Consider the following 23,311-nt stretch of genomic DNA (forward strand, 5'->3'; position numbering starts at 1 on the left):
CTACTTGTTCAATGTCAACTGGTGGCAGTTCACCCGCGCCGCGTAACCGCACCGCGCTGACGTGCTCCTCGGGCTGAAGCCCGAGAATTCCGGCCCTCCCGTCCGTTGCCGTGCCGCTATGTGACACAGCAACGGACGGGAATCCGTGGCTTCCTGCTTCGTCGCGCTGTGCCGGGACGAGCCCTAATCCGACCTGCGCTCCGCAGGCTGTAACCGCCATTCCGGCGGCCGTTCTCACGTTCTTCGCGGCGTAGTGGTCCGTGGACCGCACCGCAGGCGGCACAGGTCCAGGTCCGAGCGCCGCCACCGCCACCAGGAGTTTGCTCCGCTTCCTGAAGGTCATCGACGCCGCCGTCCCCAAGGACCTCGAACTCCACCTGGTCCTGGACAACGCCACCCACAGGACCGAGCCGGTCAAGAAGTGGCTGCTGCGCCACCCCCGCGTCCACGACAGTGGAGTCGGAGTTGTCGCCACCACGTGGCCGCAGCCGGAGGAGTGGCCGTGCTTGCTGGATCGGGCAATGGCAGTGGGGGGTGCCGGATGGAGCCGGTGGTCACCCGGTGACGGCGCCCAGCGAGCAGCCGCTGTGCGCGACGCATTGGCCGCGTAGCAGCCAGGTCAGTGCCAGCTGGTGGGCGGTCAGAGAGGCCGTAGCGCGGTTCGCCGGCGAGGGTGGGCGTCGCCGCTGTCTGCGGACGGGGCATCGAGTCCTCCAAGCGACGCCTTGAGCGTCCCGGCACCCTTCCAGCCGGGCTGCCACTCTCGCTGGCCGCGGCGGCCACCAGCACAGAGTTCGACCAGCTCATCAAGACGTCGCACCACGAGCCGTTCGACGAAGTAGGCCTCGACGTCGGGACTCCCGTCCTGCGGATCGCCGGCACGACCCTGTTCGGCCCCGTGGTCACCCCGGCTCCCCGCGGCGAAGCCGCCGGACAGCTCTGGGACGGCCTGTGATGGTCGCGGCGACGGACGGCTTCTTCGAGCTCAAGCAGAGCCGCAACGCCAAGCCGTCCTTCGGCTGAGCCAGCCGGCCCAGACAGCACGCAGAACCACCCGGGCCCGTAGCGCGTGTCCAGCCCGCACGGTTCCGGATCCCCTTCACACCGCACGTGCGGTACCCCGACCACGAGAACGAGGTGAGCCCGTTGGAGTACGTGCTGCGCCTGACGGAGACCTATGAACTTGTCGTAGCGGCTCAGCAGCACCGTCCGGGGCGCGGCGAGGGTGCCGGTGATGGCGCCGGTGATGCCTCGGTGGTGACCCGCACCTTGTACTTCCGCCAGGAGCGTGTCGGCCGGTACGGCTCGTCCAGCCGCTTGAAGCACAGCCCCTCCAGCCCGGCCGCCGTGTCGAAGACCACGTAGCCGGGCTGGAGGCACACCGTCTCAGCCCCACGCCGGGCGAGACGCTGCTGCAGCCGCTCGAACGCCAGCCGGCCCTCTTCCCACACCACCAGCTCGCCGTCCAGGCTGGTGGCCGCCGGTAGTGGTGCGAGGGCCGTCATCCGGATCTCGGGGAACGAGCCGGTCGTGTCCGTGCCCTGCCCGGAGCGCAGGGGCGGTGGTGAGCCGTTCGATCTGCTCACGCAGGGTGTCGGCTCGTGCGGCGGTCTCGGCGTGTTGCTGCACCTTGCAAGGCGACGCGGCGGGTGATGCGTGAGCGAGCGTAGGCTGCCCAAGTGATCGTCCATTGTGTTCAGGTCATCAGCCTGACGAGCGGCTAGGTGTGCTGTTCGGCGGATCTTGGCTGATGGTCGCCAGCAGGCTTGTGACCAGGGGATCGGGGTCGTTCTCGCGCCAGGCGACGGCCACTCGTGTGCGGGCGGTGCCGGGTTCGATCCTGCGGAAGGCGACGCCTTTGAGGCGGATGCGTCGGATGCTCGCCGGGGCCAGGGAGACGCCCAGACCGGTTTCCACGAGGGCGCACACGGTTTGCCACTCCACCGCGTGCTGGACTACCTGCGGTGTGAAACCTGCTGCGGTGCACAGGCCGATGATCTGGTCATGCAGTGACGGGCCGACCATGCGGGGCAGCAGCACGAAGGGCGAGTCCGCCAACTGTGCAAGCTGGATGGTCCGTTGGGCCGCCAGAGGGTGGGTGGCCGGCAGCACGGCCACGAAAGGCTCGCTGAGTACCGTCCTGAAGCCGAGCTCCGTCTCGTCGGCAGGGGGCTCGCGCAGTAGACCGATGTCGATGGTCTTGTCATGCAGGGCCGCGATCTGCGGAGCGGTGGTCATCTCGTGGATGTCCAGGTGCACACCAGGGAACTGGTGACGGAAGGTGCGCAGAAGGCCGGGCAGGATCGTCAGAGCGAGGGAGGCGGCGAAGCCGATCCGTAGGCGGCCGGCCCGGCCACGGCCGACGGCCCTGGCTGCGGCCAGACCGTCCGCGAGGTCGGTGAGTGCCCGCCGGGCGGCGGGCAGCAGTTCGCTGCCCGCCGCGGTCAGAGTGACACGCCCTGGGGCACGGGTGAACAGGGCGTGGCCGACCTTGTCCTCCAGGCGGCGGATCTGTTGGCTCAGCGGCGGCTGGGCGATGCCCAGGCGGGCGGCCGCGTGGCCGAAGTGGAGTTCCTCAGCGAGCACGACGAAGGCGTGCAGCTGCGGCAGGGGGAGTTCGGGGCGCTCCATACGCCCAGAGATATCAGACCATGCCTGTGACCGTATTAGACGTATTACTGCTGGTCATTTAGCGTCGGTGCATGACAGAGCGACGCGCGATCCTCAGCGGCTCGACCTTTGAGGAGCAGATCGGCTATGCCCGTGCGGTGGTCGACGGCGACTGGGTGCATGTGTCCGGGACGACCGGGTTCGACTACGCCACCATGACGATCTCCGACGACGTGGTGGAGCAGGCCGAGCAGTGCCTGCGCAACATCGAGGCCGCACTGGCCGAGACGCAGTGCACCTTCGCCGACGTGGTGCGCGTGCGCTACCTACTGCCCGACCGCGAAGACTTCGAACCCTGCTGGCCGGTCCTGCACCGCTACTTCGGCGAGGTTCGGCCGGCCGCCACGATGCTCATGTGCGGCCTCTCCGACCCCCGCATGAAGATCGAGATCGAGGTGGACGCACGGCGGCGCACCCTGCATCAGGGTGGCGCCATGAGCGATCGCTCGGAAGCGCCCGTCGTGCCCGTCGGGGCCTTTGAACCCCCCTACTACGTGGCTGTCTTCACTGCGGTGCGAACCCAGGACCAGAGGGGCTACAGCGAGACCGCCGCACGCATGGAAGACCTGGTGAAGGACGTCCCCGGGTTCCTGGGGATGGACTACGCGCAGACTCCTGGTGGGCTGGCCATCACCGTCGGGTACTTCCGCGACGCCGACGCCCTCACGCTGTGGCGGTGCAACGCCGAGCACCGCGCGGCGCAAATGCGCGGGCGAGCCGAGTGGTACCAGAGCTACACGCTGCACGTGGCGAAAGTGGAACGGAGCAACGGGTTCGCGCGAGCGGCTGACCCGCAGAGCCCGAGAGCAGACTGACCAACTGAAGCCACCTCAGCGACCGTCCCGGCGTTCGGGTGACAGAACGAGCACGCGTCCGCGCGCCGCGACGCCCGCGCACTGTCCCGGGTGCGGCACTCCAACGCCTGCTGTGGTGACGATGCCGGGCATCGTCCACCGAGTGGAGCCCACGATGTTCTGCATCCAGTGGCGATGCACGACATCGGGTGGACTCCACTCTCAGTGGCCCCCACCCGATGGGCTCCACCGAGGGCGCCGGATGACGATGGACGCCATCGTGCTGCGCATCGCGATGACCGCACCGCACCAGTTCGCCCACCGCCGGTCGCCCCTTTGACCAGGTGCCGCCGGTGGCGTGCGTGACCCCTTGTCCAGGTTCGTCACCGAGGACGTTTCCCGTTGACGCAGCCCGTTTCGGCTGGCGATCAGGTCGTGGCCAAGGGGGTGTGTGATAGGGAGCCCGCACAGCCGTGGTGCGCGCCAGGTGCGGTGCGGCGATGCCGATGGAACGCACCACGAATGGGCGATGCGGTGCGCCGCGCGGCGGTGGGCGCATCGGGTGCGCTACACGACAGTGAGGCGTGCCGGGTGCCAGCCGGCCGGTGCGGGGTGGGCATCGAGGGCCTGGCCCACGCCGACGGCCCTCCAGCTGGCGCAGGGTGTCGACGACGTCCTCGTGGTCCTCGGTGAGGAACTGCAAGGCGAAGTCGATGACGGCGCGGGCGATGCCTTCCGCCGTATCCGGCCCGGCCTGTACCCAGGTCCGCAGCGAGGTCACGAAGACGCGCCCGAGGGCTTCCAGGGCGAAGGTGTCCGCGCACGGCTCGCCCGCCTCCGGGCCGGGCAGAGCGGTGACGGGGACGACGATCCGTTCGACGACGTCGACGAGCAGCTCGGGCATCCGCGGCTCGCCGCTGGCGAACTCGCGGGCGCCTTCGACGTCGTCGGCCTGGACGGCCCGGAGGTAGCAGAACGCGCTGATGGCCGCGTCCGGGGTCATCGGGCAAGCGGCATGTTGGTGGGCATGATGGCTCCTCACGTACGGGGCGCCGCGCCGATCGCGGCGGCCTCATAAGCGATCTTCAAAGCGGATGCCTGTGGATAGATTCCGCGCACCGACGGTGAGCGGGCTCGCCTGGCCGGTGTTGCGACGTTGCTCGATAATTGGACCCTTTGACCGCTACTTGGCCCGCCTTGGTCGAGCAGTGCGACGGCCTGGTCGCGGTGGGCGAGTTTGAGCAGGCCCAGGGCCGTGATGGCGCGGCGGAGGTGTCGAGAGGGCCGTCGGGGTGTGCCTCGTCGGCCGGCTGCACAGCCGGCTCCTGGAGCAAGCGGCTTATGGCTTCCTCGAGGTCGGCGGTATCGAGACGGTGCGCGGCGTCGGCGTCGGCGACAGCCAGCAGCAGCCAGGCGCGACCACGACTCCAGCCGGGCGGTGGATCGTCGCAGGGAGCCCAGCCGACAGCCCGCTCGTACCGCCAGGACCAGCACGAGGGGCCCTCGCTCACGCAGAGTCAAGGTGGCGGTGAAGATGGAACCTTGCCGCCTTGGGGTCCACCGAGGCCAACAGCGGAACCATGCCGGGCACGCCGTCCACGCGTGCCAGGAGCCGGGGCCCGCCGAACGCCGAGCCCCAGGGAACCAGGCCGAGTTCGGAGTCGTACGCGTCCCGGCAGGCTTGGGCCGCCCGAGGGCGCAGAGCGGCGGCATCTGGCGTGTCGGCGAGCGCCGTGCCGTACCGGAAGATCAGTCCGCGCGTCGCGGTGTCGGCGGCCGCCCAGTCAGTGAGCCGGCCTGTGAACCGCATGGCGGCCTCGCGGTCGGTCTCCTGCCCCGTGTGCCGGGCGCGTAGCCACAACAGTCCTGCCCAGAAGCCGCCTGTCCACGAGCCTCGCCCGGTCGTCGTCCACTCGCCGCTGCGGCAGTCCGCGAAGAGCGGGAAGCGGTCGGCGACTTCGGTCCGGGTGGCGGCCACCCGGCCGAGAACGGACTCCAGCGCGGGACCGACCCACTCAGGGACGCCAGGGGACGAGTGGACCGGGTCCTTGGCCGTAGGCGCCGTACTCATCGCCCCACGACCGCTCGCCGCTCCCGCACCGCCCAGACCATCGCCACCACGCCCGCGCCCACGAACTCACCGGCCACCAGCAGCCAGCCCGACCCAAGCTCATCGCCCACTGCACCAGCGCGCCCGCCTCCGTGCCGTTGCTCCCCGGCGGCGGCCAGCAGGCCGAACAGCGGCGGACCGATCGCGAACCCGGCGAAGAAGCCGGCCGAGACCAGCGCCGAGTCCTGACCGGCCCGGCCGGGCGCGGCACGCTGCATCACCAGCACCATCGAGACCGCGTTCGCGGAGACGGCGAAGACGCCCACGGCCACCGCCGCGACGCAGGCCAGCGGATGCGCGTACGCCGAGGCCGCGAGCAGCAGCGCCGCCCCCACCGCCCGGCCGCCAGTCCACCCGGCAGCCACAGCGCGCGCCCCGGCTGACCGGCGACCTTCGACCAGCCCACCCGTCCGGCGATCCCCGCGACGCCCAGCACCGCCACCAGGGCGGCGGCGGCCGTCGGGCCGAGGTGGAGCCGACGTACGCCGTGCAGGGCGAGATAGGTGTTCACGGAGGCGATGCCGCAGCCCAGCAGCAGCGAGAAAACGGCAAGCCACGCGATGGTGCCCCGTGGGATCCAGGAAGCGGGCGCGTACTTGGGGGGCGGGTCGGCGGGCAGCGTGCGTGCCGCCCACGCCGCGGCCACCACGGCCGTCGCGGCGGCTGCCCACACCGCGCACCGCCAGCCGACGATCCCGGCCAGCGCGGCCAGCGGCAACCCGGCGGTGAACGCGCCCAACTGCACGCCCGACTGCTTCATCCCGGTCACCGAGCCGCGGGCTTCGGCGGGAACGGCCGCCAGGACCGTCTTGTTCGTGGCGGGGTTGGCCAGCGCCTGCGGCAGTCCGCCGAGCGCGACCGCCGCCAGCAGGAACCACGCCTCCGGCGCCGACCCGATCAGCGTCAGGACCACCGCCGACACCAGCAGCAGTGCGACCAGGCAGCGGCGCGGCCCGACCCGGTCCACCACGCGCCCGCCGACCGGGGACAGGACGGCGGCCGCCCCGAAGCCGACAGTGTTGTCAGGCCCAGCACGGTCGGGGACATGTCCAGGTCGTCCACGAGCCGTGGGCCGAGGGCGCCGAGCAGGAACAACTGCATCATCGAGAACGCCATGGCGCACGTCAGCAGCGCGGTCATGGCCGTGATCCCCCGCGCAGGGCGGCTTTCGGCCGCGGTCCGGATCCCATTCTGCTCCGCCGGCACCGGCACCCTCCTCAACCCCGCCTCACCCCGGCGGCACTTCCGGGGTCCTTGCCAGCAGTCGGCGGGAACAGCCCCCGAGTTCCATCCTATTGATGTGGCGTGGATCACACCGGCTGGATTGACTCGGCCACCGGGGTCAGCTCCGTACCCTCCCGTGACGCGGGGGACCAGGACTGCGAAGATGAGGCGCCATGACCGTTGGGTGGTGTTCTCGCACGATCAGGGCCGCTGTGTTCGCGGCCGTCTGCGTGCTGCTCGCCTCCCTGGGTCACGTCATGATGTCCGGCACTGCGGTGCCCTGGTGGGCCATGGCCGCGGGAGCGGCGGTGACCGGCGGCACGGCCTGGCTGCTGGCCGGCCGGGAGCGCGGGCCGGTCGCGGTCGGCTCCGTCGTGGTCGCCTCCCAGGCCGTACTCCACGCGTCGTTCTCGCTCGCCCAGGCAGTCGTGCAGCCGAAACCGTCCGGCGGCAGGTCGCTGGTCCAGCAGTGGCTGGGCTATCTGCTGTGCGGTTCGCCGTCGGGACCGGGCACGGACCACGGCGCAATGCCGATGTCCATGACTTCCATGGACCACGGGATGAGTGCCATGCACTCCATGGGGGCGAAGGGCCACATGGGGGCCGCCCATGCTGTGGACCACGGCATGGGCGGCATGTCCTCGACCGGCATGCTCGCAGCCCACCTGCTGGCCGCGCTGCTGTGCGGCCTGTGGCTCGCCCACGGCGAGCGCGCCGCGTTTCGCATCCTGCGAGCTCTCGCCGGATGGCTCGTCGCTCCGCTGCGCCTGCTCCTCCGGCTGCCCACCCCGCCGCACCGGGCACGCGTCCGCGTCCGCCGGGGCGGTTCGCAGCGCAGGCCGCGGCAGTTCCTTCTCACCTACGCGATCACTTCTCGGGGTCCACCCAAGGGGACCGCGGTCGCCTGACGACAGCCGGCTTCCCGAGGCCGTGAACGGAGACGACGAGCCGTCGGCTCCCCGCCTCGGGCATCGCCCACGCACACCCGCGTCCGGCCGTTCACCCCATCACCCCTTCACCGGTTCCGCCGTGCCGCGCGCACTGCTCTGCGTGCGCCGGCCCGGACACCGGTCCCTGGATTCCCGAGAAGGAGAGACACCAGGTGCTCACTCCTGCCCTGTCCCTGTCTGCAACGCGCGAAGAATCGAAAGAAGGGCCGCGAGACGATTCGGTCACGGCCTGGGCACTGGCCGCCCGCAGTGGCGACCCCGACGCCGTCGACCTCTTCGTCCGAGCGCTGCACCGAGACGTCCGCCGCTACGTGACGTTCCTCGGAGCCGACCCCCAGAGCGCCGACGACCTGACCCAGGACACGTTCCTGCGCGCCTTGGGCAGCCTGCACCGGTTCGAAGGCCGCTCCTCGGCCCGCACCTGGCTGCTGTCCATCGCCCGCCGCGCGGTGATCGACAGCATCCGCCACAACACGTCCCGTCCCCGGCTGTCGGACACGGACGACTGGCAGTCGGCCGCCGAACGCACCCAGCCGCGCGGTCTGCCCGGCTTCGACGACGGCATCGCCCTGGCCGAGCTGCTGGACATCCTTCCCGACGACCGCCGCGAGGCATTCGTCCTCACCCAGATGGTGGGCCTCCCCTACGCGGAGGCAGCCGGTGTCAGCGACTGCCCGGTGGGCACGGTGCGCTCACGGGTCGCCCGCGCCCGCACCTCGCTGATCGGATGGCTCGACGACTGCGAGCGCTGTACACAGGTGGCCGCCGCCTGACCGACCGCACCTCGCTGCCGCCCGGCCGTGGCCCGGGCGGCAGCGACCCGGTTCGCCTCCCGCGCTGCGGACCGGTCAGACCTGCACAACCGCTGGAAGAACAGAGAGCAGGAGCACCCACCATGACTGAGAAGACCCACAGCGTGTCCGGCATGAGCTGCGGCCACTGCGCGGCGAGCATCACCGAAGAGGTCATGACAGTACCCGGCGTGACCACAGTCGATGTCGACGTCCCGTCGGGCTTGGTAACCGTCCACGGGGAGTCGCTCGACGACGACGCCGTTGGGGCCGCGATCGTCGAGGCGGGCTACGAGGTGACGGACGCCGTGCGCAATGCCGCGGTCTGAGCCGCACGCCCGGACGGTCGAAAGCCCAGGGCCGCTGTCTGCTCCAGGCGGGCCGAGGACCAGCCGAGTGCCTCGGCCCCGCCACCAGGCTCGCCCAGCCTGTGTATGCAGCCCTACACCATCGAAACGAAGGAGTTCTCAGTGAACCGCCCGACTCCGGTACGCAGCCTGCGCCTCACCGGCGCCCTTTCAGCAGCCGCGTTCGCGCTCGCTGTCGCCACCGCGGGCCCGGCCGCGGCCCACGCGGAGGTCGAGGCGGAGGGCGCCCGGGCGCTCGACCAGAACGTCGAGCTGACCTTCTCCGCCGAGTCGGAGTCCGCCTCGGCCGGAATCAGCAAGCTGGAGGTGATCCTGCCCCAGGGCCTCACCCCGCAGGACATCACCTATGAGGAAGGCCCCAAGGGCTGGAAGTTCGCCCCTACCGGCCGGGGCTACACGGTGTCGGGGCCGAAGCTCGCCGTGGGCGAGGACGCCGAGTATGTCGTCACCGTACGGCAACTGCCCGACGTGAAGGAGCTGGTCTTCAAGACCCTGCAGACCTACAGCGACGGCAAGGTCGACCGCTGGATCGAACTGGAGGAGCAGGCCGAAGGAGACGGGCACGGGCACGGCCATCCCGCGCCCCGCCTGGAGCTGAAGGCCGCCGCACCCGGAGCGAAGCCCGTGAGTCCCAGCCCCACGCAGGAGCCGACGACCTCCGCTCCGTCATCGGCTACCGCTTCGGACGAGCCCGCCGCCGAGAAGTCGCCCGCGGAGCCGGTGGCGGACGATTCGAAGGACGACGGCATGCCTGTGGCCCTGCCTCTGGGCATCGGTGCGGTCCTCCTCGTGCTGGGCGGCGGAGCGTGGTGGTTCAGGAACCGCCGCAGCGGATCTGCCTGAGGCCCTCGGCCCGGTCGAGGCACGCCCCTTCGGGGAGCGGATGAGAGAAGTGATGCTCGAGGTATGCGCTTGAATCAGGGTGGGACCGAGCACAGGAACCAGCGGCGCGTTCTCATCATCGCCTACGACGACGCGCAGATCCTCGACATCGCCTGTCCCAGCGGCGCCTTGGACATCGCCAACCGGTACGGCGCACAGCCGCCCTACGCCATCGAACTGGGCACCCTCGGCCGCCGGGCTGCCCGGAGCTCGGCCGGGATTCTGCTGGCAGCCGGGCAGAGCCTGGAGGCGGTCGTGGGACGGCTGGACACTCTGATCGTCGTGGGCGGCATCGGCTGCGAAGACGCGGCGGCGGACGAGCGATTACTGGGCCAGGTGCGCCGGCTGGCCGCACACAGCCGGCGTGTGGCCTCCGTCTGCACCGGCGCCTATGTACTGGCCGCCGCCGGACTGCTCGACCACAGACGGGTGACAACCCACTGGGGATGGGCAGACCGACTCGCCGAGCGCCACCCCACCGTGGCCGTGGACGCAACTCCCCTCTACATCCGCGACGGCAACGTCTACACCTCGGCCGGGGTCACCAGCGCCCTCGACCTGACACTGGCCCTGATCGAGGACGACCACGGCCCGACACTCGCACGGACCGTCGCCCGCGAACTCGTCACGCACCTGCACCGGCCCGCCGACCAGGCCCAGATCTCCATGTTCCTTGCCGCGCCACCGCCGGAAGACCGGCTGGTACGGGACCTGATGGGCCATATCGCCGGCCACCTGGCCGAGGACCTCAGCCCAGCGGCCTTGGCGGCCCGGGCGGGGGTCAGCCCTCGGCACCTGACCCGCCTGTTCACCGCACACCTCGGTACAACTCCCGCGCGTGCCGTACGCGCGGCACGCACCGAAGCGGCGGCGCACCTCGTGCGCTCCAGCGCACTGTCCATGGCAGCAATCGCCCGGCGCTGCGGTTTCCGGTCGGCGGAGACGCTGCGGCAGGCGTTCCTCGACCACTACGGGGTCACCGGGGACAGACTTCGCAGGATGCCGGACATGCCACCCCCACGTGTCGCACCGAGGCAGAAGACTCCCAGCCCATGAGCCATTCCACGACACGCAGAAACGTCCTGCGCGGGACCGCGGCCACCGCCGCGCTCGCGGCCACGGCGGCAGCGGCCCGAACCGAAGCGGCGTACGCGGCCCCGCACGGCGGCGCCACGGGCCCGAACATCGGCATCCTGCTGTACGACGGCTACAGCCTGCTGGACCCCACCGGCCCGGCCGAGATCCTGTCCCGGCTGCCGGACGCCACCGTGACGATGATCGCCGAAAAACGCGGGGCCGTCCGCACGGACACGGCAGACGTCGCCGTGGTCGCCGAGCGCTCCATCGCCGAGGTCGACCGTCTCGACGTCCTCCTGGTGCCAGGCGCGGGCAACCGCGGCACCATCGGGGCGATGAACAACCAGGCGCTCCTGCGCTGGATCCGCAGGATGCACCGCCACACCCAGTGGACCACCTCGGTCTGCACCGGCAGCATCGTCCTCGCCGCGGCCGGCCTGCTGGACGGCCGGGAGGCGACGACCTACTGGGCCTCCGCCGACTACCTCCAGTCCACGTTCGATGTCACCTACCTGGCGCAGCGCTACGTACGCTCCGGAAAGATCATCACCGCGGCCGGGGTATCGGCGGGAGTGGACATGGCCCTGTACCTCGCGTCCCTCATCGCGGACGACGACACTGCCAAGGCGATCCAGCTCGCCGTCGAATACGACCCCCAACCCCCCTTCGACTCCGGCAACGCCTCAGACGCCAGTCCCCAACTGAAGCAGCGTGCTCTGCAGTTGCTCGCCGCATCACAGGTATAGGGGGCGCGTGCGGGCGCTTATGGGCATGAGTCAATGAACGGACGGGACCCTCGCGGCCCGCCAAAAACCAAGTGACGAACGCGGTGAGTACACGCCGGGCCCGGCCTGCGCCGACCGCTGAACAGCCGTCACGCCTTCCGCCCCTTTCCCGCGACCGTTGTCCAAACGGCGAGGCCTTGGTTCCAACTGCCCCGGCACGGCCCCGAGTCCTAGGTCCAATGCCTGATCGGCGGGGGACACTTCTTGCTGCTAGCGTGCATCTGCACATCATTCGCAATTATGTCGGAGGACGTTGGACATGCCGGTGTACACGCTCCCGGAACTTCCGTACGACTACTCGGCGCTCGCTCCGGTCATCAGCCCCGAGATCATCGAGCTGCACCACGACAAGCACCACGCGGCGTATGTGAAGGGCGCCAACGACACGCTGGAGCAGCTGGCGGAGGCGCGGGACAAGGAGACCTGGGGCTCGATCAACGGCCTGGAGAAGAACCTGGCCTTCCACCTGTCCGGGCACATCCTGCACTCGATCTACTGGCAGAACATGACCGGCCCGAAGGACGGCGGCGGCGAGCCGCTGGCCACCGACGGCGTGGGCGACCTCGCCGACGCGATCACCGAGTCCTTCGGCTCCTTCGCCGGTTTCAAGGCCCAGCTCACCAAGGCCGCCGCCACCACCCAGGGCTCCGGCTGGGGCGTCCTTGCCTACGAGCCCCTCAGCGGCCGGCTGATCGTCGAGCAGGTCTACGACCACCAGGGCAACGTCGGCCAGGGCTCCACCCCGATCCTCGTCTTCGACGCCTGGGAGCACGCCTTCTACCTGCAGTACAAGAACCAGAAGGTCGACTTCATCGATGCCATGTGGGCCGTCGTCAACTGGCAGGACGTGGCCCGGCGCTACGCCGCCGCCAAGGAGCGCGGCGACAGTCTCCTGCTTGCCCCGTGACGCCGTAGCGGCACCGCACAGACGTCCTGCTCGTGATCGTCTTCTCACCTTTCACGTAGCAGGCGGTACAACGGACGGCTCCCGCAGGCCGGATGCCTGCGGGAGCTTTCCTATGCTCGACGGGGCCCGGCCGGTGACCTCGTTCCAGTGCAGGACGCGGTCACACCAGCGGCGCAGGAGGACGTGGTCGTGGCCCACGGCGAGCAGACCGGCACCGGTGGCGGCGCGGTAGTTTTCGACGGCCCCCACCAGTGCGGCCGTGGTGGAGGCGTCCAGCATCGCGGTCATCTCGTCGCAGATCAGCCAGCGCGGGCGCAGGACCAGGGCGCGGGCCAGGCAGGCGCGTTGCAGCTGGCCGTCGCTGACCTCATGGGGGCGGCGGTCCAGGAGGTCGCGGGTGAGACCGACAGCCGGGGCCAGTTCGGTCATGCGGTCCGGTATTTCGTCGCGGCGGCCGGTGGCGCTCAGAGGCTCGGCGATCAGGTCGGCGAGCCGCAGCCGGGGGTCGGCGGACAGCCGGGGCTGCTGGAAGACGACGCCGATGGCGGTGCGCAGGTCACGCGGGGCGCGGTGCCGCCAGCGCCGTACCGGCTCGCCGTCCAGGACAAGGGTGCCCGATTCGGGGCGGTGCAGCAGGGCTGCGACGCGGGCGAGGGTGGACTTGCCGCAGCCGCTGGGGCCGAGCAGGCCGACGGCCTCACCGGGTGCGACGGTCAGGGAGGCGTCGCGGACGACGGGGGCTTTCCTGTCGTATCCGGCGGTGATGTCGTGCAGCTCAAGCACCAAGGTCCTCCGGCGTGTGCGGGTGGTGGCAGGCGATGTGGCCGGCCGTCGGTGGGAGGGTGGCGCAGGCGTCGGTGGCCTGCTCGCAGCGCGGGGCGAAGGCGCACCCGTCGGGAAGGGCGCCGAGTTCGGGCGGCATACCGGGAATCGGAAGGAAGGCGCGCTCGGGCAGGGCCTGGAGAAGGCCGCGGCTGTAGGGGTGGCGGGGGCCGGGAGGGCCGAAGAAGACGTCCGCGTCGGTGAGTTCGACGATTCGGCCCGCGTACATCACGGCCACGCGGTCGGCGATGCGTTCAGCGGCGGCCAGGTCATGGGTGATCATCAACAGCGCTCGGTCGCCGTCGTCGACGTGGCGTCGCAGTTCGTCGACCGTGTGGTCCACCAGGTCGCGGTCGAGTCCGGTCGTCGGTTCGTCGGCGAGCAGCAGGGGCGCGTCGCCGACGAGGGCCAGGGCGGTGGCGGCGCGTTGGGCCAGGCCGCCGGAGAGTTCGTGCGGGTGGCGGTCGAGGTGGTCCATGGGGAACGCCGTGCGTTCGGCGGCTGCCTCGGCAGCCGCGAGCACGGCCGTGCGGCCCCGCACGTCGGTCAGTGCGGTGACCGTCTCCTCGAGCTGCGAGCGGATGGTGCGGACGGGGGTGAGGTGCGCGGCCGGGCTCTGCGGGACGAGGCCGATCAGGCGGCCCCGTACGGTGCGGGTGAGGGTCCGTTCGTCGGCGGTGAGCAGGTCGAGGTCGCCGAGGCGGGCCTGTCCGGCGGTCTGGGCGTTGGCGGGGAGCAGGCCGAGGAGGGCGGAGGCGAGGACGGACTTGCCGCAGCCGCTTTCGCCGATCAGGGCGAGGCACTCGCCGGGCGCCACGTCGAAGTGGGCGTCGGTGACGGCAGCGATGCGGCGTCCGCCGGGCATGAGGAAGCGCACGGACAGCCCGCGCACCGAGAGGACGGGAGGTCGGTCGGTGACCGTCACAGCATCAGCTCCGATCGACGGCGCGGGTTGATCCGCTCTCGCCAGACTCCGGCGAGGCCGGCGATGGCGAGTGTGGGGACGATGATGAACAGCCCCGGGAAGAGGGTGGGCCACCACTGGCCTGCGAGCAGCGAGCCCCTGGCGTCCTGGATGAGGTTGCCGAGGCTGGCCATGTGGGTGGGCAGACCGAGCCCGAGGAAGGACAGCGCCGACTCGTGCCACATGGCGTGCGGCACCATCAGCGCGGCGGCCAGCGCCGCCTGCGGCAGCACTGCGGGCAGCAGATGCCGTACGGCCACCCGCCACCGGGACGCGCCCCCGCAGACGGCGGCGTCGATGTACGGGCGCGAGCGCAACGACAGCACCTCGGCGCGCACGATCCGGGCGGTGGACAGCCAGTGGGTGAGCGCGACCGACACCACCACCGGCCAGAGGCCGGGCCGGAACATGGCCACGATGAAGATGCCCAGCAGCAGGTGCGGCACGGAGGCGACCGTGTCGACCACCCGCATGACGCCCCGGTCGACCCAGCCGCCCAGTGCTCCGGCGGTCGCCCCGACGGCCGTGCCGATCACGGTGGCCGTCAGGGCGGCTGCGACCCCCACGAGCAGGGAGACCCTCAGGCCGTAGACGCAGCGCAGCAGCAGGTCCCGGCCGAGGTCGTCGGTGCCGAAGGGGTGCGACCAGCTGGGGGGCAGCAACTTCGCGCCCAGGTCGACGGCTTGCTGGTCGAGCTGGACCAGCGGCGGAACGAGGAGGACGGCGAGGACGATGACGCCGACCAGGGCCACCGAGACGCGCACCCGCACGGTCCTGGTGGAGCGGCGGCTCGTGCCGTACGACCGCCAGGCGGGCTCGGCCGCAGGTTCACATGTCACTGAACTTCACCCTCGGGTCGAAGAGGCCGTAGAGCAGGTCGGCAAAAAGGTTGCCGACGAGCACCGCGGCGGTGGCCAGGGTCGTCAGGGCGGCGAGGAGAGGGAAGTCGACGGCGGTGGCCGCCTGAACGGTGGCCGCCGCGATGCCGGGCCAGCTGAAGACGCTCTCCACCAGCAGGGCGCCGGTGATGAGTTCGGGCACCCGGGAGCCGACCAGTGTGAAGACCGGCAGCAGCCCGGAGCGCAGGGCGTGGCCGAGCAGGACGGTGCGCTCGCTCAACCCCCTGGCCCGCGCGCCGCGTACGGGATCCTCGGCGAGCGCGTCACCGACACCTTGACGGACGTACAAGGTGAACCAGGGGAGCTGGGAGACGGCGAGCACCCCGGCCGGCAGCACGAGGTGGCTCGCCACCTGCCCCGGCGTGACCTGCTCGCTCGCGGTGTCGGTGAGACCGCCGGCCGGGAGTACGCCCCACCGGAGGGCGAACAGCCAGACGGCCAGCAGGGCGATCCAGAAGACGGGCGCCGCCTCCAGTGAGTACGCGACGGAGGTGACCAGCCGGTCGATGACGGAACCGGGGCGGCGGGCCGCCAGCACCCCGAGCACCGTGCCCGTCAGCACCGCTACCACGAACGCGACCGCACACAACAGACTCGACCAGACCAGGCGTTCGCCGATGACCTGGGCGACCGGCTGCCGCATCACGCTGGACTGACCGAGGTCACCGCCGAGCGCGGCAGTCAGCCAGTCCCACCAGCGAGAGGTGAACGGCTGCTCCACACCCAGGTTCTCCCGCAGCCGCTCGAGCGTTTCCGCGTCGGCGGCGAGGGCGGCCGTGCCGGCGTACGCCTTGACCGGATCGAAGGGGGAGGCCGCGGCGATCGCGAAGACGCCGAACGTCACGACGAGGAGGACGGGGACGGCGAACAGCAGGCGCCGCCCCGCCAGCCGTGCCATCGCTCCCCAAGGCAGTCGGTTCACTTCTTCGGCTGCCAGGCCTCGAGGTTCCACCACGGACCGGAGGCGAAGCCGTGCTCGTGCGGCTCGACCTGCGTGCTCAACCCCGTCCAGCGGTCGGCGAGGACGTAGACGTGGTCGATGTGGGTGAGGAAGGTGTAGCCGGGGTTCTTCACCAGCTCCCGCTGCAGGGTGTCGTAGGCAGCCTTGCGGGTCGCCTGGTCCGAGCTGCGCCGGCCGGTGTCGAGTGCCTTGTCCACGACCTGGTCGTCGTAGCGGCCCATGTTGTTGAAGCCGTCGCCGGCGACGGAGGAGTGCAGCAGGGTGTACAGGCCGTAGTCGGGGTCACCGTTGCTGCCGAAGCCGGCCAGGACCGCGTCGTTCTTCATCCGCGGCTCGATGACCTCCCAGGTGCCCGTCTCCACCTTCACCTCGATGCCGGCCTTCTTGGCGTCGGAGGCATAGGCGAGGGCGTGGTCCTGGCGGACCTTGTCACCGGCAGGGTAGAGGAGGGTGAAGGAGGCCCGTCGCCCGTCCTTGACGCGGACGCCGCCCGCGCCGGTCTTCCAACCAGCACGGTCCAGGATCTGCCGGGCCTTGGCGAGGTCCTGCCCCCGCTCGATGCCCTTGGCGAACCAGGGGTCGTCGACCGGCAGCGGCCCGTACGCCGGACGCCCGGCCCCGTTGAGGATCTTGTCGACCATGGCCTGGCGGTCCACGGCGGCATCGAGAGCCCGGCGGATGGCGAGGTCGCCGGTGACCTTGTTCTCCTGTGGGAGGGTGACCGTGCGGAAGTCGTACGTCTTCGCGTCGTACGTCTTCTTCGCCTTGTCGTTTTCGAAGGTGGCGGCAAGGTTGGGCGGCAGGATCGCGCCGTCGAGGTCACCGGAGCGCAGCCGGGTGGCGCGCACGTTGTCGTCCTCGATGATCGCCATGGTCACCTTCTTGACCTTCGGCGCGCCGCCCCAGTGGTCGGGGTTGGCCTTGAAGGTGAGCTTCTCCCCCTTGCTCCAGGAGGCGAGGACGTACGGGCCGGTGCCGACCGGCTTGGTGTTGAAGGAGCCGGTGTTGGGGTCCTGCCCCTTGGCCACGTGCTCGGGAACGATCGGCAGCACCGTGCGCCCGGCGAAGGGCGCGTAGGGGTACTTGAGGGTGAAGACCACCTTGTCGGCACCCATCGCCCGCACGTCCTTGACGGCGTCCAGCTCGCTGCGGGAGGTGTTGTTCGTCTTCGCGTCGAGGACTGTGCCGTACGTGAAGACGACATCGGCCGGGGTCAACGGCTCGCCATCGCTGAACTTCACACCGTCGCGCAGGGTGTAGGTGTAGGTCAGGCCGTCGGCGGAGACCTCCGGCAACGCCTTCGCCAGCGCCGGTTCGAGGTTCAGATCGGCGCCCCTGGCCAGCAGGCCGTCGAAGATCTTCGAGTTGCCGTCCTTGCCGTAACCGAGCAGCGGACTGAGCGTGTCCGGCTCGGAGGCCACCCCGATCACGACGGAGTCCGCCGCGTCACCGCTGCCCGTGCTGCTGCCCGGAGCCGAGCAGGCGGCGACACCGGTGAGTATCGCCGCCGTGGCAGCGGCTGTCCGTATCCGTCGGACCGTCATGGACCCCACACCCTTGTTGATGACAGTAAGCTGTTGCATGTTAATTGCAAAAAGAGCTACCCGGGTTGGCCGGTGGACAGTCCGCAGCTGTAGCGACCACGTCAGGGGCTATGTCTTCTACGTCGACCGACCGCCGGACGCTGCACTCGCCTGTCGGCAGCTACTCGACGACCGGTGGGCGACGGCGCCCGCAGAGCACACAACACGGACGCGGACGGGGCCGGAGTACGGCTGCGCTGCTACCTGGACATGCGCCAGAAGCTCACCGCCGCCGACGTGGTCGGCCCCATGCAGCCGACCACGGTGCAGACTCAAGACAAGGCGCCACCGTCGGCCCGGCAGTTGACCGAAGTCCCTGAGGTGCGACGTGCCGAGCATCGCGGTCAGCACCTTCAGCCTCCGCTGCGATGCGTCCACGCTCGCCACCTCTTCCGGCCGCCCCTGTCGCGGATCGGCAGCGGCCGGGTCAGCGCCGGCACCTGGCGGCGCCTCGCCCCGATAGCAGACCCTGCCCCGAAGCAGAACACGCACCCGGGCCGCGTCCACGTCGTCCAGCACAACGGCGCCCACGAGACGCAGGCGATCCTGATGACCGACGCCGAAGCCGCTGACTGGCTCACCGCCACGGCGGCCGGACAGATCTGACCCGGCCCTGACACGCCACGGGCCCCGGGGAGAAGGTGGTCGTGACGGCCCAGTGCCCCGCAGCGGCGGGGAGGCGGTACGGCGGCGGCACCGACCTCTGCGCATGCGGCAGGCGGACCCACTCCGCGTCCCGATCCGCCCGGGAACAGCGGCGAGCGAGCGGCCCTTCCCGCGTACGAAAGCAGAGGTGCGGTATGTCGCCGCGTCGTTCCGATCGCCCGTCCGGGCCCTTCCAGCTATCTCGACGAACCCGAGTGGCGGGCCCGCTTCGTCCAGGCCGGCCTCGCCGACCCCAGGTGCACCCTCGATGAGCGCGCGCTGGAACGCGTCACCACTGAGATCATCGACATCAAACCCCTGCTCGACACCCACGGCCGCGGCAACAACATGGTCGTGACCGGCTTCAAGAAGTTGGCGGTCAAGCCGATCAAGACCGAGTATGGAACCTTGTTCCAGCTCCTAGGCCACCAGTCCGGCCTCGCCGGCGCGATCAATCAGTTCAACATCCGCTTCGCTTACGACGTGGCCGCCAGCACGGAGGTGTCCACCCCGAAGGTGAAGCCGGCCAAGACCGAGGACGGCCGGCAGCCCGCCTCCTGGAGGCCGAGTTCGCCTCCGAGCAGGAGCTGCTGAAGCACCTGACCTTCATCGAGGGCCGCCTGACCGCTGCCGAGAAGGCCCGCAAGTACGACCTGAAGGAAGACCTGGCGGTCTCGGGCCAGTCCGAGCGGGCCACCTACCACGTGGTGCGCTACCACGTCGGTGACGAAGTCTGGGACACCGTCAGCGCCACGGCGGGCTCGAACTGCACCCGGCACCGCCATGCCCTGTTCGGGATCCAGGCCGCTGCCGATCTGCTCGGCCTCAACCAGTCCGCGCTCGGCGGCCCGACCGGTCAGCGCTGGCGCAACCCCGCCGACTGGCGCGACCGCTACACCACCCTGCTGAACAAGTACGCCGAGTTCGAACCCGAGGACATCGAAATCCCCGACGACCCGGACGCCGCAGCCGAGGCCCAGGAGGCCCGGCAGTGGGCCCAGCTCGCCGCTGCCGCCCGGCAGGTCGCGGTCACCAACGTGGCGATCGTGATCGGGTTCATCCCCAAGGGCCGCCACGCGCCCGGACTTCGATGCGGCGCTGGCCTCGACCAACCCACGCACCCACCTGCGCGGGCCTCTCGACTTCACCGACACCAACCAGGCGATGGCCGCCGCCAGGAAGCTGGCTGACCACGCCTACAGCGACAACGCGATCACAGAGCTGCAGCACTCGGTCCTCTCCGGCACCACCCCGGCGGCCGAGCTGCACGCCGACCCGCGGAAGGCAGTGGCGGAGCTCGTGCGGCTGGTCGACGAAGTCGTTTACCCCAGCGACCGAAGGCACTGCGCCGGACCACGAAAGTGCTGGTCGAGGCGTCTCCCTCGCTTCTGCGAGAAAAGCATGCGAAGGCCCGCGGCGAGATCCGCAGTGCGCTCCTCACCGCCGCAGTCGGCGGTGTCGACCTGCCGGCTGCTGCCATGGACAATCCGCACCGTACGGCCGTGCCCAAGGGCATCATCACCACCGGGCTGTCCGTCGAGCAGCTGATTGCCGCAGCGACCGACTCCAACCCGAGCGCGGCCCGTGCCGCGGCCCGCGGTGAGCTGGGCCACCTGGCGGTGCCCCGCCTGGTCAACGGCAAGGTGTTCCTGGGCGCCACCGGCGGCAGCGCCGACGACTTCGTCTATGGCACCGGGGGGTCCGAGTGAGCGCCTCTCTGCCGGGTCCGCGGACGTCCGAAGACGCCCCTCCTCCTCCCGGCCCGCTTCTCCAGCGCGTCCACATCCCGCTGTTGGCACGCGCCCTCGGCAGCTACAGCGCCGCCGATCCCGTCTGGTTCCGGGTCGACAGCGTCAGGGCGTTCTTCCCGACAGCGCCGACCCACGGCGACATCGTCGCCTCTAGCGGGGTCAACCGTCGGGCAGCGTGATCGGAAGAGGATCAGTGCAGCTCAGCAGCAGTGCGGATGACGCTACCGCGCGCAACAGGTGTGTCGCTATCACTCGATCAGGTAAGGGCGGCACCGTCCCACAGAGGGGGTCCGCGTGGCGGATGAGCTCACCGGGCGTAACTTCGCGGCCGGCCAGGGCATACTCCAGAGAGGTGAAGACCAGGTCCGCGTCTGCGTGGGCGGAGGCTTCCCAGGCCACGACCCGGCGGGAGAAGGCGTCGCGGATCGCGGACAGCCACAACGGCCCCTCCAGCGTCGTGACCATGGTCAGGTCAGTGACCCACAAACGGTTCGGTCCGTCTGCGGTGAACCTTCACGGTGCCCTGTGCCGCGCCCACTCCTGTGCCGTGCCGGTGTCAGCCGTCGCCATTGTCGCCGCTGGATCTGCGAGTGCGGGTGGGGACACGCCCGCCCCGCCAGCGCGGCGAGCAGGGGACGGTGCGGCAGGCGCGACAACTGCCTGCACCACCGAGGGCGGCACAATTCCGTCCCAGCCCAGCACCCGGACGGCCGTCACACCACCAACGCTGCACACGAACAGCCCGGGCACAGCGGTATCGCACCAGCGGCGAGGGACATCGGCCATGCCTCATCCTGCCCAGCGGGCGGCCCGGACTCCTGCATGTGCGGGTCGTGTCGCCGCCTCCGGCAGGGTCGGGCCGCCACCGAAATGTGGCGCGGGAGCGCTCAGCGTTGCTCTCCGGCGTCAGTGTGCGGCTTCCTGCGGCACATCGAGCCCGCGTGAGGCGACGAGCTGGGCGTTTCCGTCGGTCAGACGGTAGGACAGGCCCACCACGGCGGTCCGGCCTTCGGCCACCGCGTCGGCCAGGACGCGGGAGCGTTCGAGCAGCAGGTCCACGGTGTGCTCGATGTGCTCGGCGAGGATCTCCTCGGCGCTCTCGCGGCCGGCGGCGCGCGCGGCCAGCACGCTCGGGGTGACCCGTTCGACGACGTCGCGGACGAAGCCGCCCGGCGTCTGCCCGTTCTCCAGGGCGGAGCAGGCCGCGGCGACGGCGCCGCACGAGTCGTGGCCGAGCACGACAACCAGCGGCGCGTTGAGGACGGCGACGCCGAACTCGATGGAACCGAGGACTTCCGTCCCGGCGACGTGTCCGGCGGTGCGCACGACGAACAGGTCGCCCAGGCCGCGGTCGAAGATGATCTCGGCGGCCAGTCGGGAGTCGGAGCACCCGAACAGCACGGCGAAGGGCTGCTGGGACGGTGCGGTTTCAGTACGACGGGCGGCGTCCTGGTTCGGGTGCTCGGTGGCGCCGGAGACGAAGCGCTCGTTGCCGGCCATGAGCAGCTCGAAGGCGTCGCGGGGCGTCGGGGTGTGGATCTCGGTCATGGCGGCAGCCTACGAGGCGGCACCGGCCGTCGCACCGCCTGGCCCGCGCCGGATTCGAGCGCAGTTTCCGGGCGTGGCGGACCGGGGTCGTACGGCGCTCAGGCGCGGACAGCATGGAAGGCTGCGTAACGGCGACCGGCCCTGGGACATGATCCGGCCTTGGGGGATCGGGGGGCTTGAGCCGCGAGCGGCTCGGGGCCGGAGATGAGTCGGTGACGTGATCGGTAGGGTCATGATCACGAAAGCGGGGCAGTCATGGCTCGCCGAGATTGTGTTGACGATGGTGGCGGGCGGTGTACTGGGCGCCCGGTACGTGACGCACGTGGCGAGCCCCACGGGGGTGATCGCCTTCGCCGTCGGGTCCGGAGCGCCTGGGCTCTGATTCGGGTATCCGCCCGGAGGTACGCCCTCTGGGAGGGGTCATGCCCAGGGATGGCGGTGGCGTCGAGTCAGGGCCGCTACGGGTGCCGACCGTGGTGGCCCGCGCGTACACGTGTCGTTGCATGCATGAGTAGCCGGTGCCGGGGTAGGCGCCTTGCCCTGGGCCCGTAGCGGGCCGACGGCGTGCGGGGATGGGGAGGGATGCATCATGGCGACAGTGACTGCGGCCAAGACGGACGTAGCCGAGCTGCCGGAGGTCGCCGAGCCCTCCCGGGTTGCGCCCAAGGATGCCCGCGAGCTGTCGCGCCTGTTCTTCGACCAGTTGGCGGTGCTGGAAGAGGGCACGTCCGAGTACCAGTACGCCCGCAACACGCTGATCGAGATGAACATGTCCCTGGTGCGCTTCGCGGCGGGGCGGTTCCGCAGCCGCGGGCCGCAGGAGATGGAGGACATCGTCCAGGTCGGCATGATCGGTCTGATCAAGGCGATCGATCGGTTCGAGCTGTCCCGGGAGGTGGAGTTCACCTCGTTCGCCATTCCCTACATCGTGGGCGAGATCAAGCGGTTCTTCCGTGACACCACCTGGGCTGTGCACGTGCCGCGCCGGCTGCAGGAAGCCCGTGTCCAGCTCGCCCGCGCCACGGAAGAGCTCCGCAGCCGTCTGGGCCGAACGCCGACGGTCCAGGAACTGTCCGAGCTGATGAGCCTGCGCGAAGAGGAAGTCATAGAGGCCCGGCTCGCCTCCAACGGCTACAACTCCACTTCCCTGGATGCCACCCTGAGCACCAGCGAGGACGGCGAGAGCGCCCTGGCGGACTTCATCGGCGCCGACGACCAGGCCCTGGAACTCGTGGAAGACTTCCACGCCCTCGCCCCGATGATCGCCCAACTCGGCGAGCGTGACCGGCACATCATTCATCTGCGTTTCGTGGACGAACTCACCCAGGCACAGATCGGCGAGCGGCTCGGCGTCTCCCAGATGCACGTCTCCCGACTGCTGTCGCGCACCCTGGCCCGGCTGCGCGAAGGCATGCTCACCACCCGCTGACCCAACCACTCGCCTGGGCGACGCCACGGAGGCCCTCATTGAGCAGCCCCGGGCTTAGAGCTCCTAACAGAAGTTGTTGATCACGTGACTGTCCGCGTGGTTGCTCGTTGGTCTTGCCGTGGGGAAGAGGGAGTCGCGGCCGTGGATCGTC

General features: G+C 70.4%; 28 protein-coding genes and 2 pseudogenes. 17 read left to right on the plus strand and 13 right to left on the minus strand.

The window, feature by feature from the left end:
- Positions 1-301: 301 nt before the first annotated feature.
- Together ACZ4YY_RS36725 and ACZ4YY_RS36730 are read left to right on the plus strand one after the other, a co-directional pair.
- Positions 302-449: pseudogene (locus ACZ4YY_RS36725) on the plus strand (IS630 family transposase); the annotation flags it as partial.
- Positions 450-673: 224 nt separating this feature from the next.
- Complete coding sequence (locus tag ACZ4YY_RS36730) at positions 674-955, plus strand: mycothiol-dependent nitroreductase Rv2466c family protein (protein WP_468299645.1); 282 nt, start codon at positions 674-676, stop codon at positions 953-955.
- Between the two features lie 241 nt (positions 956-1,196).
- On the opposite strand, the gene ACZ4YY_RS36735 is transcribed toward ACZ4YY_RS36730, so the two are convergent.
- Positions 1,197-1,586 (minus strand): DNA ligase-like domain-containing protein, encoded by a 390-nt coding sequence (locus tag ACZ4YY_RS36735; protein WP_468299647.1) that lies wholly within the window; start codon positions 1,584-1,586, stop codon positions 1,197-1,199.
- A gap of 118 nt (positions 1,587-1,704) precedes the next feature.
- Entirely contained in the window at positions 1,705-2,631 is a 927-nt protein-coding gene (locus ACZ4YY_RS36740; RefSeq protein WP_468299649.1) for a LysR family transcriptional regulator, read from the minus strand.
- 71 nt (positions 2,632-2,702) lie between these two features.
- Between ACZ4YY_RS36740 and ACZ4YY_RS36745 the strand changes: the two are divergent.
- The 3 genes and pseudogenes from ACZ4YY_RS36745 to ACZ4YY_RS36755 form a co-directional block, all read left to right on the plus strand.
- Positions 2,703-3,084 (plus strand): annotated as a pseudogene (locus ACZ4YY_RS36745) (RidA family protein); the annotation flags it as partial.
- A 20-nt stretch (positions 3,085-3,104) separates the two neighbouring features.
- Positions 3,105-3,485: an antibiotic biosynthesis monooxygenase family protein gene (locus ACZ4YY_RS36750; protein WP_468299693.1), complete on the plus strand. Its 381-nt coding sequence runs from the start codon at positions 3,105-3,107 to the stop codon at positions 3,483-3,485.
- A gap of 658 nt (positions 3,486-4,143) precedes the next feature.
- The gene (locus ACZ4YY_RS36755) at positions 4,144-4,542 is read left to right on the plus strand and encodes a hypothetical protein (RefSeq protein WP_468299651.1); all 399 of its coding nucleotides are present in this window, start codon (positions 4,144-4,146) and stop codon (positions 4,540-4,542) included.
- A gap of 429 nt (positions 4,543-4,971) precedes the next feature.
- Here the strand turns inward: ACZ4YY_RS36755 and ACZ4YY_RS36760 are convergent, their stop codons facing one another.
- From ACZ4YY_RS36760 to ACZ4YY_RS36775, 4 genes are read right to left on the minus strand one after another with little or no spacing between them, the layout of a single operon-like run.
- Positions 4,972-5,535 carry a hypothetical protein gene (locus ACZ4YY_RS36760; protein WP_468299653.1) on the minus strand — a complete coding sequence of 188 codons (564 nt, stop codon included), beginning with the start codon at positions 5,533-5,535 and terminating at the stop codon, positions 4,972-4,974.
- On the minus strand, positions 5,532-5,792 hold the full coding sequence (locus ACZ4YY_RS36765) for a hypothetical protein (RefSeq protein WP_468299654.1): 261 nt from the start codon (positions 5,790-5,792) through the stop codon (positions 5,532-5,534). Before ACZ4YY_RS36765 ends, ACZ4YY_RS36760 begins: the two co-directional genes overlap by 4 nt.
- Positions 5,792-6,544, minus strand: coding sequence for an MFS transporter (locus ACZ4YY_RS36770; RefSeq protein WP_468299656.1), 753 nt, complete (start codon positions 6,542-6,544; stop codon positions 5,792-5,794). The genes ACZ4YY_RS36765 and ACZ4YY_RS36770 overlap by 1 nt, the downstream gene beginning before the upstream one ends.
- Entirely contained in the window at positions 6,478-6,714 is a 237-nt protein-coding gene (locus ACZ4YY_RS36775) for a hypothetical protein (RefSeq protein ID WP_468299658.1), read from the minus strand. The genes ACZ4YY_RS36770 and ACZ4YY_RS36775 overlap by 67 nt, the downstream gene beginning before the upstream one ends.
- A gap of 257 nt (positions 6,715-6,971) precedes the next feature.
- Between ACZ4YY_RS36775 and ACZ4YY_RS36780 the strand changes: the two genes are divergently transcribed.
- The 7 genes from ACZ4YY_RS36780 to ACZ4YY_RS36810 all read left to right on the plus strand — a co-directional run bounded on the left by ACZ4YY_RS36780 (position 6,972) and on the right by ACZ4YY_RS36810 (position 12,558).
- On the plus strand, positions 6,972-7,706 hold the full coding sequence (locus ACZ4YY_RS36780) for a hypothetical protein (RefSeq protein WP_468299660.1): 735 nt from the start codon (positions 6,972-6,974) through the stop codon (positions 7,704-7,706).
- 194 nt (positions 7,707-7,900) lie between these two features.
- On the plus strand, positions 7,901-8,521 hold the full coding sequence (locus ACZ4YY_RS36785) for a sigma-70 family RNA polymerase sigma factor (protein ID WP_468299662.1): 621 nt from the start codon (positions 7,901-7,903) through the stop codon (positions 8,519-8,521).
- 122 nt (positions 8,522-8,643) lie between these two features.
- A complete protein-coding gene (locus ACZ4YY_RS36790) occupies positions 8,644-8,868 on the plus strand; it encodes a heavy-metal-associated domain-containing protein (protein WP_468299664.1) in 225 nt (74 codons plus the stop codon).
- Positions 8,869-9,009: 141 nt separating this feature from the next.
- Positions 9,010-9,750, plus strand: coding sequence for a DUF1775 domain-containing protein (locus tag ACZ4YY_RS36795; protein WP_468299666.1), 741 nt, complete (start codon positions 9,010-9,012; stop codon positions 9,748-9,750).
- Positions 9,751-9,813: 63 nt separating this feature from the next.
- Complete coding sequence (locus ACZ4YY_RS36800; RefSeq protein WP_468299668.1) at positions 9,814-10,845, plus strand: GlxA family transcriptional regulator; 1,032 nt, start codon at positions 9,814-9,816, stop codon at positions 10,843-10,845.
- Positions 10,842-11,612, plus strand: a complete 771-nt coding sequence (locus ACZ4YY_RS36805) for a DJ-1/PfpI family protein (protein WP_468299669.1) — start codon at positions 10,842-10,844, stop codon at positions 11,610-11,612. The genes ACZ4YY_RS36800 and ACZ4YY_RS36805 overlap by 4 nt, the downstream gene beginning before the upstream one ends.
- A 298-nt stretch (positions 11,613-11,910) precedes the next feature.
- On the plus strand, positions 11,911-12,558 hold the full coding sequence (locus ACZ4YY_RS36810) for a superoxide dismutase (protein WP_468299671.1): 648 nt from the start codon (positions 11,911-11,913) through the stop codon (positions 12,556-12,558).
- 51 nt (positions 12,559-12,609) lie between these two features.
- Here ACZ4YY_RS36810 and ACZ4YY_RS36815 read toward each other — a convergent pair whose 3' ends face one another.
- From ACZ4YY_RS36815 to ACZ4YY_RS36835, 5 genes are read right to left on the minus strand one after another with little or no spacing between them, the layout of a single operon-like run.
- The gene (locus ACZ4YY_RS36815) at positions 12,610-13,341 is read right to left on the minus strand and encodes an ABC transporter ATP-binding protein (protein ID WP_468299673.1); all 732 of its coding nucleotides are present in this window, start codon (positions 13,339-13,341) and stop codon (positions 12,610-12,612) included.
- Positions 13,334-14,245: an ABC transporter ATP-binding protein gene (locus tag ACZ4YY_RS36820; protein ID WP_468299694.1), complete on the minus strand. Its 912-nt coding sequence runs from the start codon at positions 14,243-14,245 to the stop codon at positions 13,334-13,336. Before ACZ4YY_RS36820 ends, ACZ4YY_RS36815 begins: the two co-directional genes overlap by 8 nt.
- A gap of 56 nt (positions 14,246-14,301) precedes the next feature.
- Positions 14,302-15,183 (minus strand): ABC transporter permease, encoded by an 882-nt coding sequence (locus ACZ4YY_RS36825; protein ID WP_468299674.1) that lies wholly within the window; start codon positions 15,181-15,183, stop codon positions 14,302-14,304.
- Entirely contained in the window at positions 15,173-16,141 is a 969-nt protein-coding gene (locus ACZ4YY_RS36830; protein ID WP_468299676.1) for an ABC transporter permease, read from the minus strand. The genes ACZ4YY_RS36825 and ACZ4YY_RS36830 overlap by 11 nt, the downstream gene beginning before the upstream one ends.
- 20 nt (positions 16,142-16,161) lie before the next feature.
- A complete protein-coding gene (locus ACZ4YY_RS36835) occupies positions 16,162-17,748 on the minus strand; it encodes an ABC transporter substrate-binding protein (protein WP_468299678.1) in 1,587 nt (528 codons plus the stop codon).
- A gap of 249 nt (positions 17,749-17,997) precedes the next feature.
- On the opposite strand from ACZ4YY_RS36835, the gene ACZ4YY_RS36840 reads away from it, so the two are divergent.
- The 4 genes from ACZ4YY_RS36840 (at position 17,998) to ACZ4YY_RS36855 (ending at position 20,141) form a co-directional block, all read left to right on the plus strand.
- Entirely contained in the window at positions 17,998-18,393 is a 396-nt protein-coding gene (locus ACZ4YY_RS36840) for a hypothetical protein (protein ID WP_468299680.1), read from the plus strand.
- Between the two features lie 393 nt (positions 18,394-18,786).
- On the plus strand, positions 18,787-19,026 hold the full coding sequence (locus ACZ4YY_RS36845; RefSeq protein ID WP_468299682.1) for a hypothetical protein: 240 nt from the start codon (positions 18,787-18,789) through the stop codon (positions 19,024-19,026).
- A gap of 113 nt (positions 19,027-19,139) precedes the next feature.
- Positions 19,140-19,622, plus strand: coding sequence for a hypothetical protein (locus tag ACZ4YY_RS36850; RefSeq protein ID WP_468299684.1), 483 nt, complete (start codon positions 19,140-19,142; stop codon positions 19,620-19,622).
- A 171-nt stretch (positions 19,623-19,793) separates the two neighbouring features.
- Positions 19,794-20,141, plus strand: coding sequence for a hypothetical protein (locus ACZ4YY_RS36855; RefSeq protein ID WP_468299685.1), 348 nt, complete (start codon positions 19,794-19,796; stop codon positions 20,139-20,141).
- Positions 20,142-20,342: 201 nt separating this feature from the next.
- Here the strand turns inward: ACZ4YY_RS36855 and ACZ4YY_RS36860 are convergent, their stop codons facing one another.
- Both ACZ4YY_RS36860 and ACZ4YY_RS36865 read right to left on the minus strand, forming a co-directional pair.
- The gene (locus ACZ4YY_RS36860; protein ID WP_468299687.1) at positions 20,343-20,669 is read right to left on the minus strand and encodes a hypothetical protein; all 327 of its coding nucleotides are present in this window, start codon (positions 20,667-20,669) and stop codon (positions 20,343-20,345) included.
- A gap of 420 nt (positions 20,670-21,089) precedes the next feature.
- Positions 21,090-21,731 (minus strand): carbonic anhydrase, encoded by a 642-nt coding sequence (locus ACZ4YY_RS36865; protein ID WP_468299689.1) that lies wholly within the window; start codon positions 21,729-21,731, stop codon positions 21,090-21,092.
- Between the two features lie 589 nt (positions 21,732-22,320).
- Between ACZ4YY_RS36865 and ACZ4YY_RS36870 the strand changes: the two genes are divergently transcribed.
- Complete coding sequence (locus tag ACZ4YY_RS36870) at positions 22,321-23,160, plus strand: RNA polymerase sigma factor SigF (RefSeq protein WP_468299691.1); 840 nt, start codon at positions 22,321-22,323, stop codon at positions 23,158-23,160.
- Positions 23,161-23,311 lie beyond the last annotated feature (151 nt).

The sequence above is a fragment of the Streptomyces sp. NPDC030143 genome (assembly GCF_055573695.1).

Coding starts and splice junctions, on each gene's coding strand:
- ACZ4YY_RS36740 (WP_468299649.1), bottom strand. CDS start 2,631: ATGGAGCGCCCCGAACTCCCCCTGCCGCAGCTGCACGCCTTCGTCGTG.
- ACZ4YY_RS36750 (WP_468299693.1), top strand. CDS start 3,105: ATGAGCGATCGCTCGGAAGCGCCCGTCGTGCCCGTCGGGGCCTTTGAA.
- ACZ4YY_RS36760 (WP_468299653.1), bottom strand. CDS start 5,535: ATGAGTACGGCGCCTACGGCCAAGGACCCGGTCCACTCGTCCCCTGGC.
- ACZ4YY_RS36765 (WP_468299654.1), bottom strand. CDS start 5,792: ATGCAGCGTGCCGCGCCCGGCCGGGCCGGTCAGGACTCGGCGCTGGTC.
- ACZ4YY_RS36775 (WP_468299658.1), bottom strand. CDS start 6,714: ATGACCGCGCTGCTGACGTGCGCCATGGCGTTCTCGATGATGCAGTTG.
- ACZ4YY_RS36780 (WP_468299660.1), top strand. CDS start 6,972: ATGACCGTTGGGTGGTGTTCTCGCACGATCAGGGCCGCTGTGTTCGCG.
- ACZ4YY_RS36790 (WP_468299664.1), top strand. CDS start 8,644: ATGACTGAGAAGACCCACAGCGTGTCCGGCATGAGCTGCGGCCACTGC.
- ACZ4YY_RS36800 (WP_468299668.1), top strand. CDS start 9,814: ATGCGCTTGAATCAGGGTGGGACCGAGCACAGGAACCAGCGGCGCGTT.
- ACZ4YY_RS36805 (WP_468299669.1), top strand. CDS start 10,842: ATGAGCCATTCCACGACACGCAGAAACGTCCTGCGCGGGACCGCGGCC.
- ACZ4YY_RS36810 (WP_468299671.1), top strand. CDS start 11,911: ATGCCGGTGTACACGCTCCCGGAACTTCCGTACGACTACTCGGCGCTC.
- ACZ4YY_RS36820 (WP_468299694.1), bottom strand. CDS start 14,245: ATGCCCGGCGGACGCCGCATCGCTGCCGTCACCGACGCCCACTTCGAC.
- ACZ4YY_RS36830 (WP_468299676.1), bottom strand. CDS start 16,141: ATGGCACGGCTGGCGGGGCGGCGCCTGCTGTTCGCCGTCCCCGTCCTC.
- ACZ4YY_RS36835 (WP_468299678.1), bottom strand. CDS start 17,748: ATGACGGTCCGACGGATACGGACAGCCGCTGCCACGGCGGCGATACTC.
- ACZ4YY_RS36840 (WP_468299680.1), top strand. CDS start 17,998: ATGCGCCAGAAGCTCACCGCCGCCGACGTGGTCGGCCCCATGCAGCCG.
- ACZ4YY_RS36865 (WP_468299689.1), bottom strand. CDS start 21,731: ATGACCGAGATCCACACCCCGACGCCCCGCGACGCCTTCGAGCTGCTC.
- ACZ4YY_RS36870 (WP_468299691.1), top strand. CDS start 22,321: ATGGCGACAGTGACTGCGGCCAAGACGGACGTAGCCGAGCTGCCGGAG.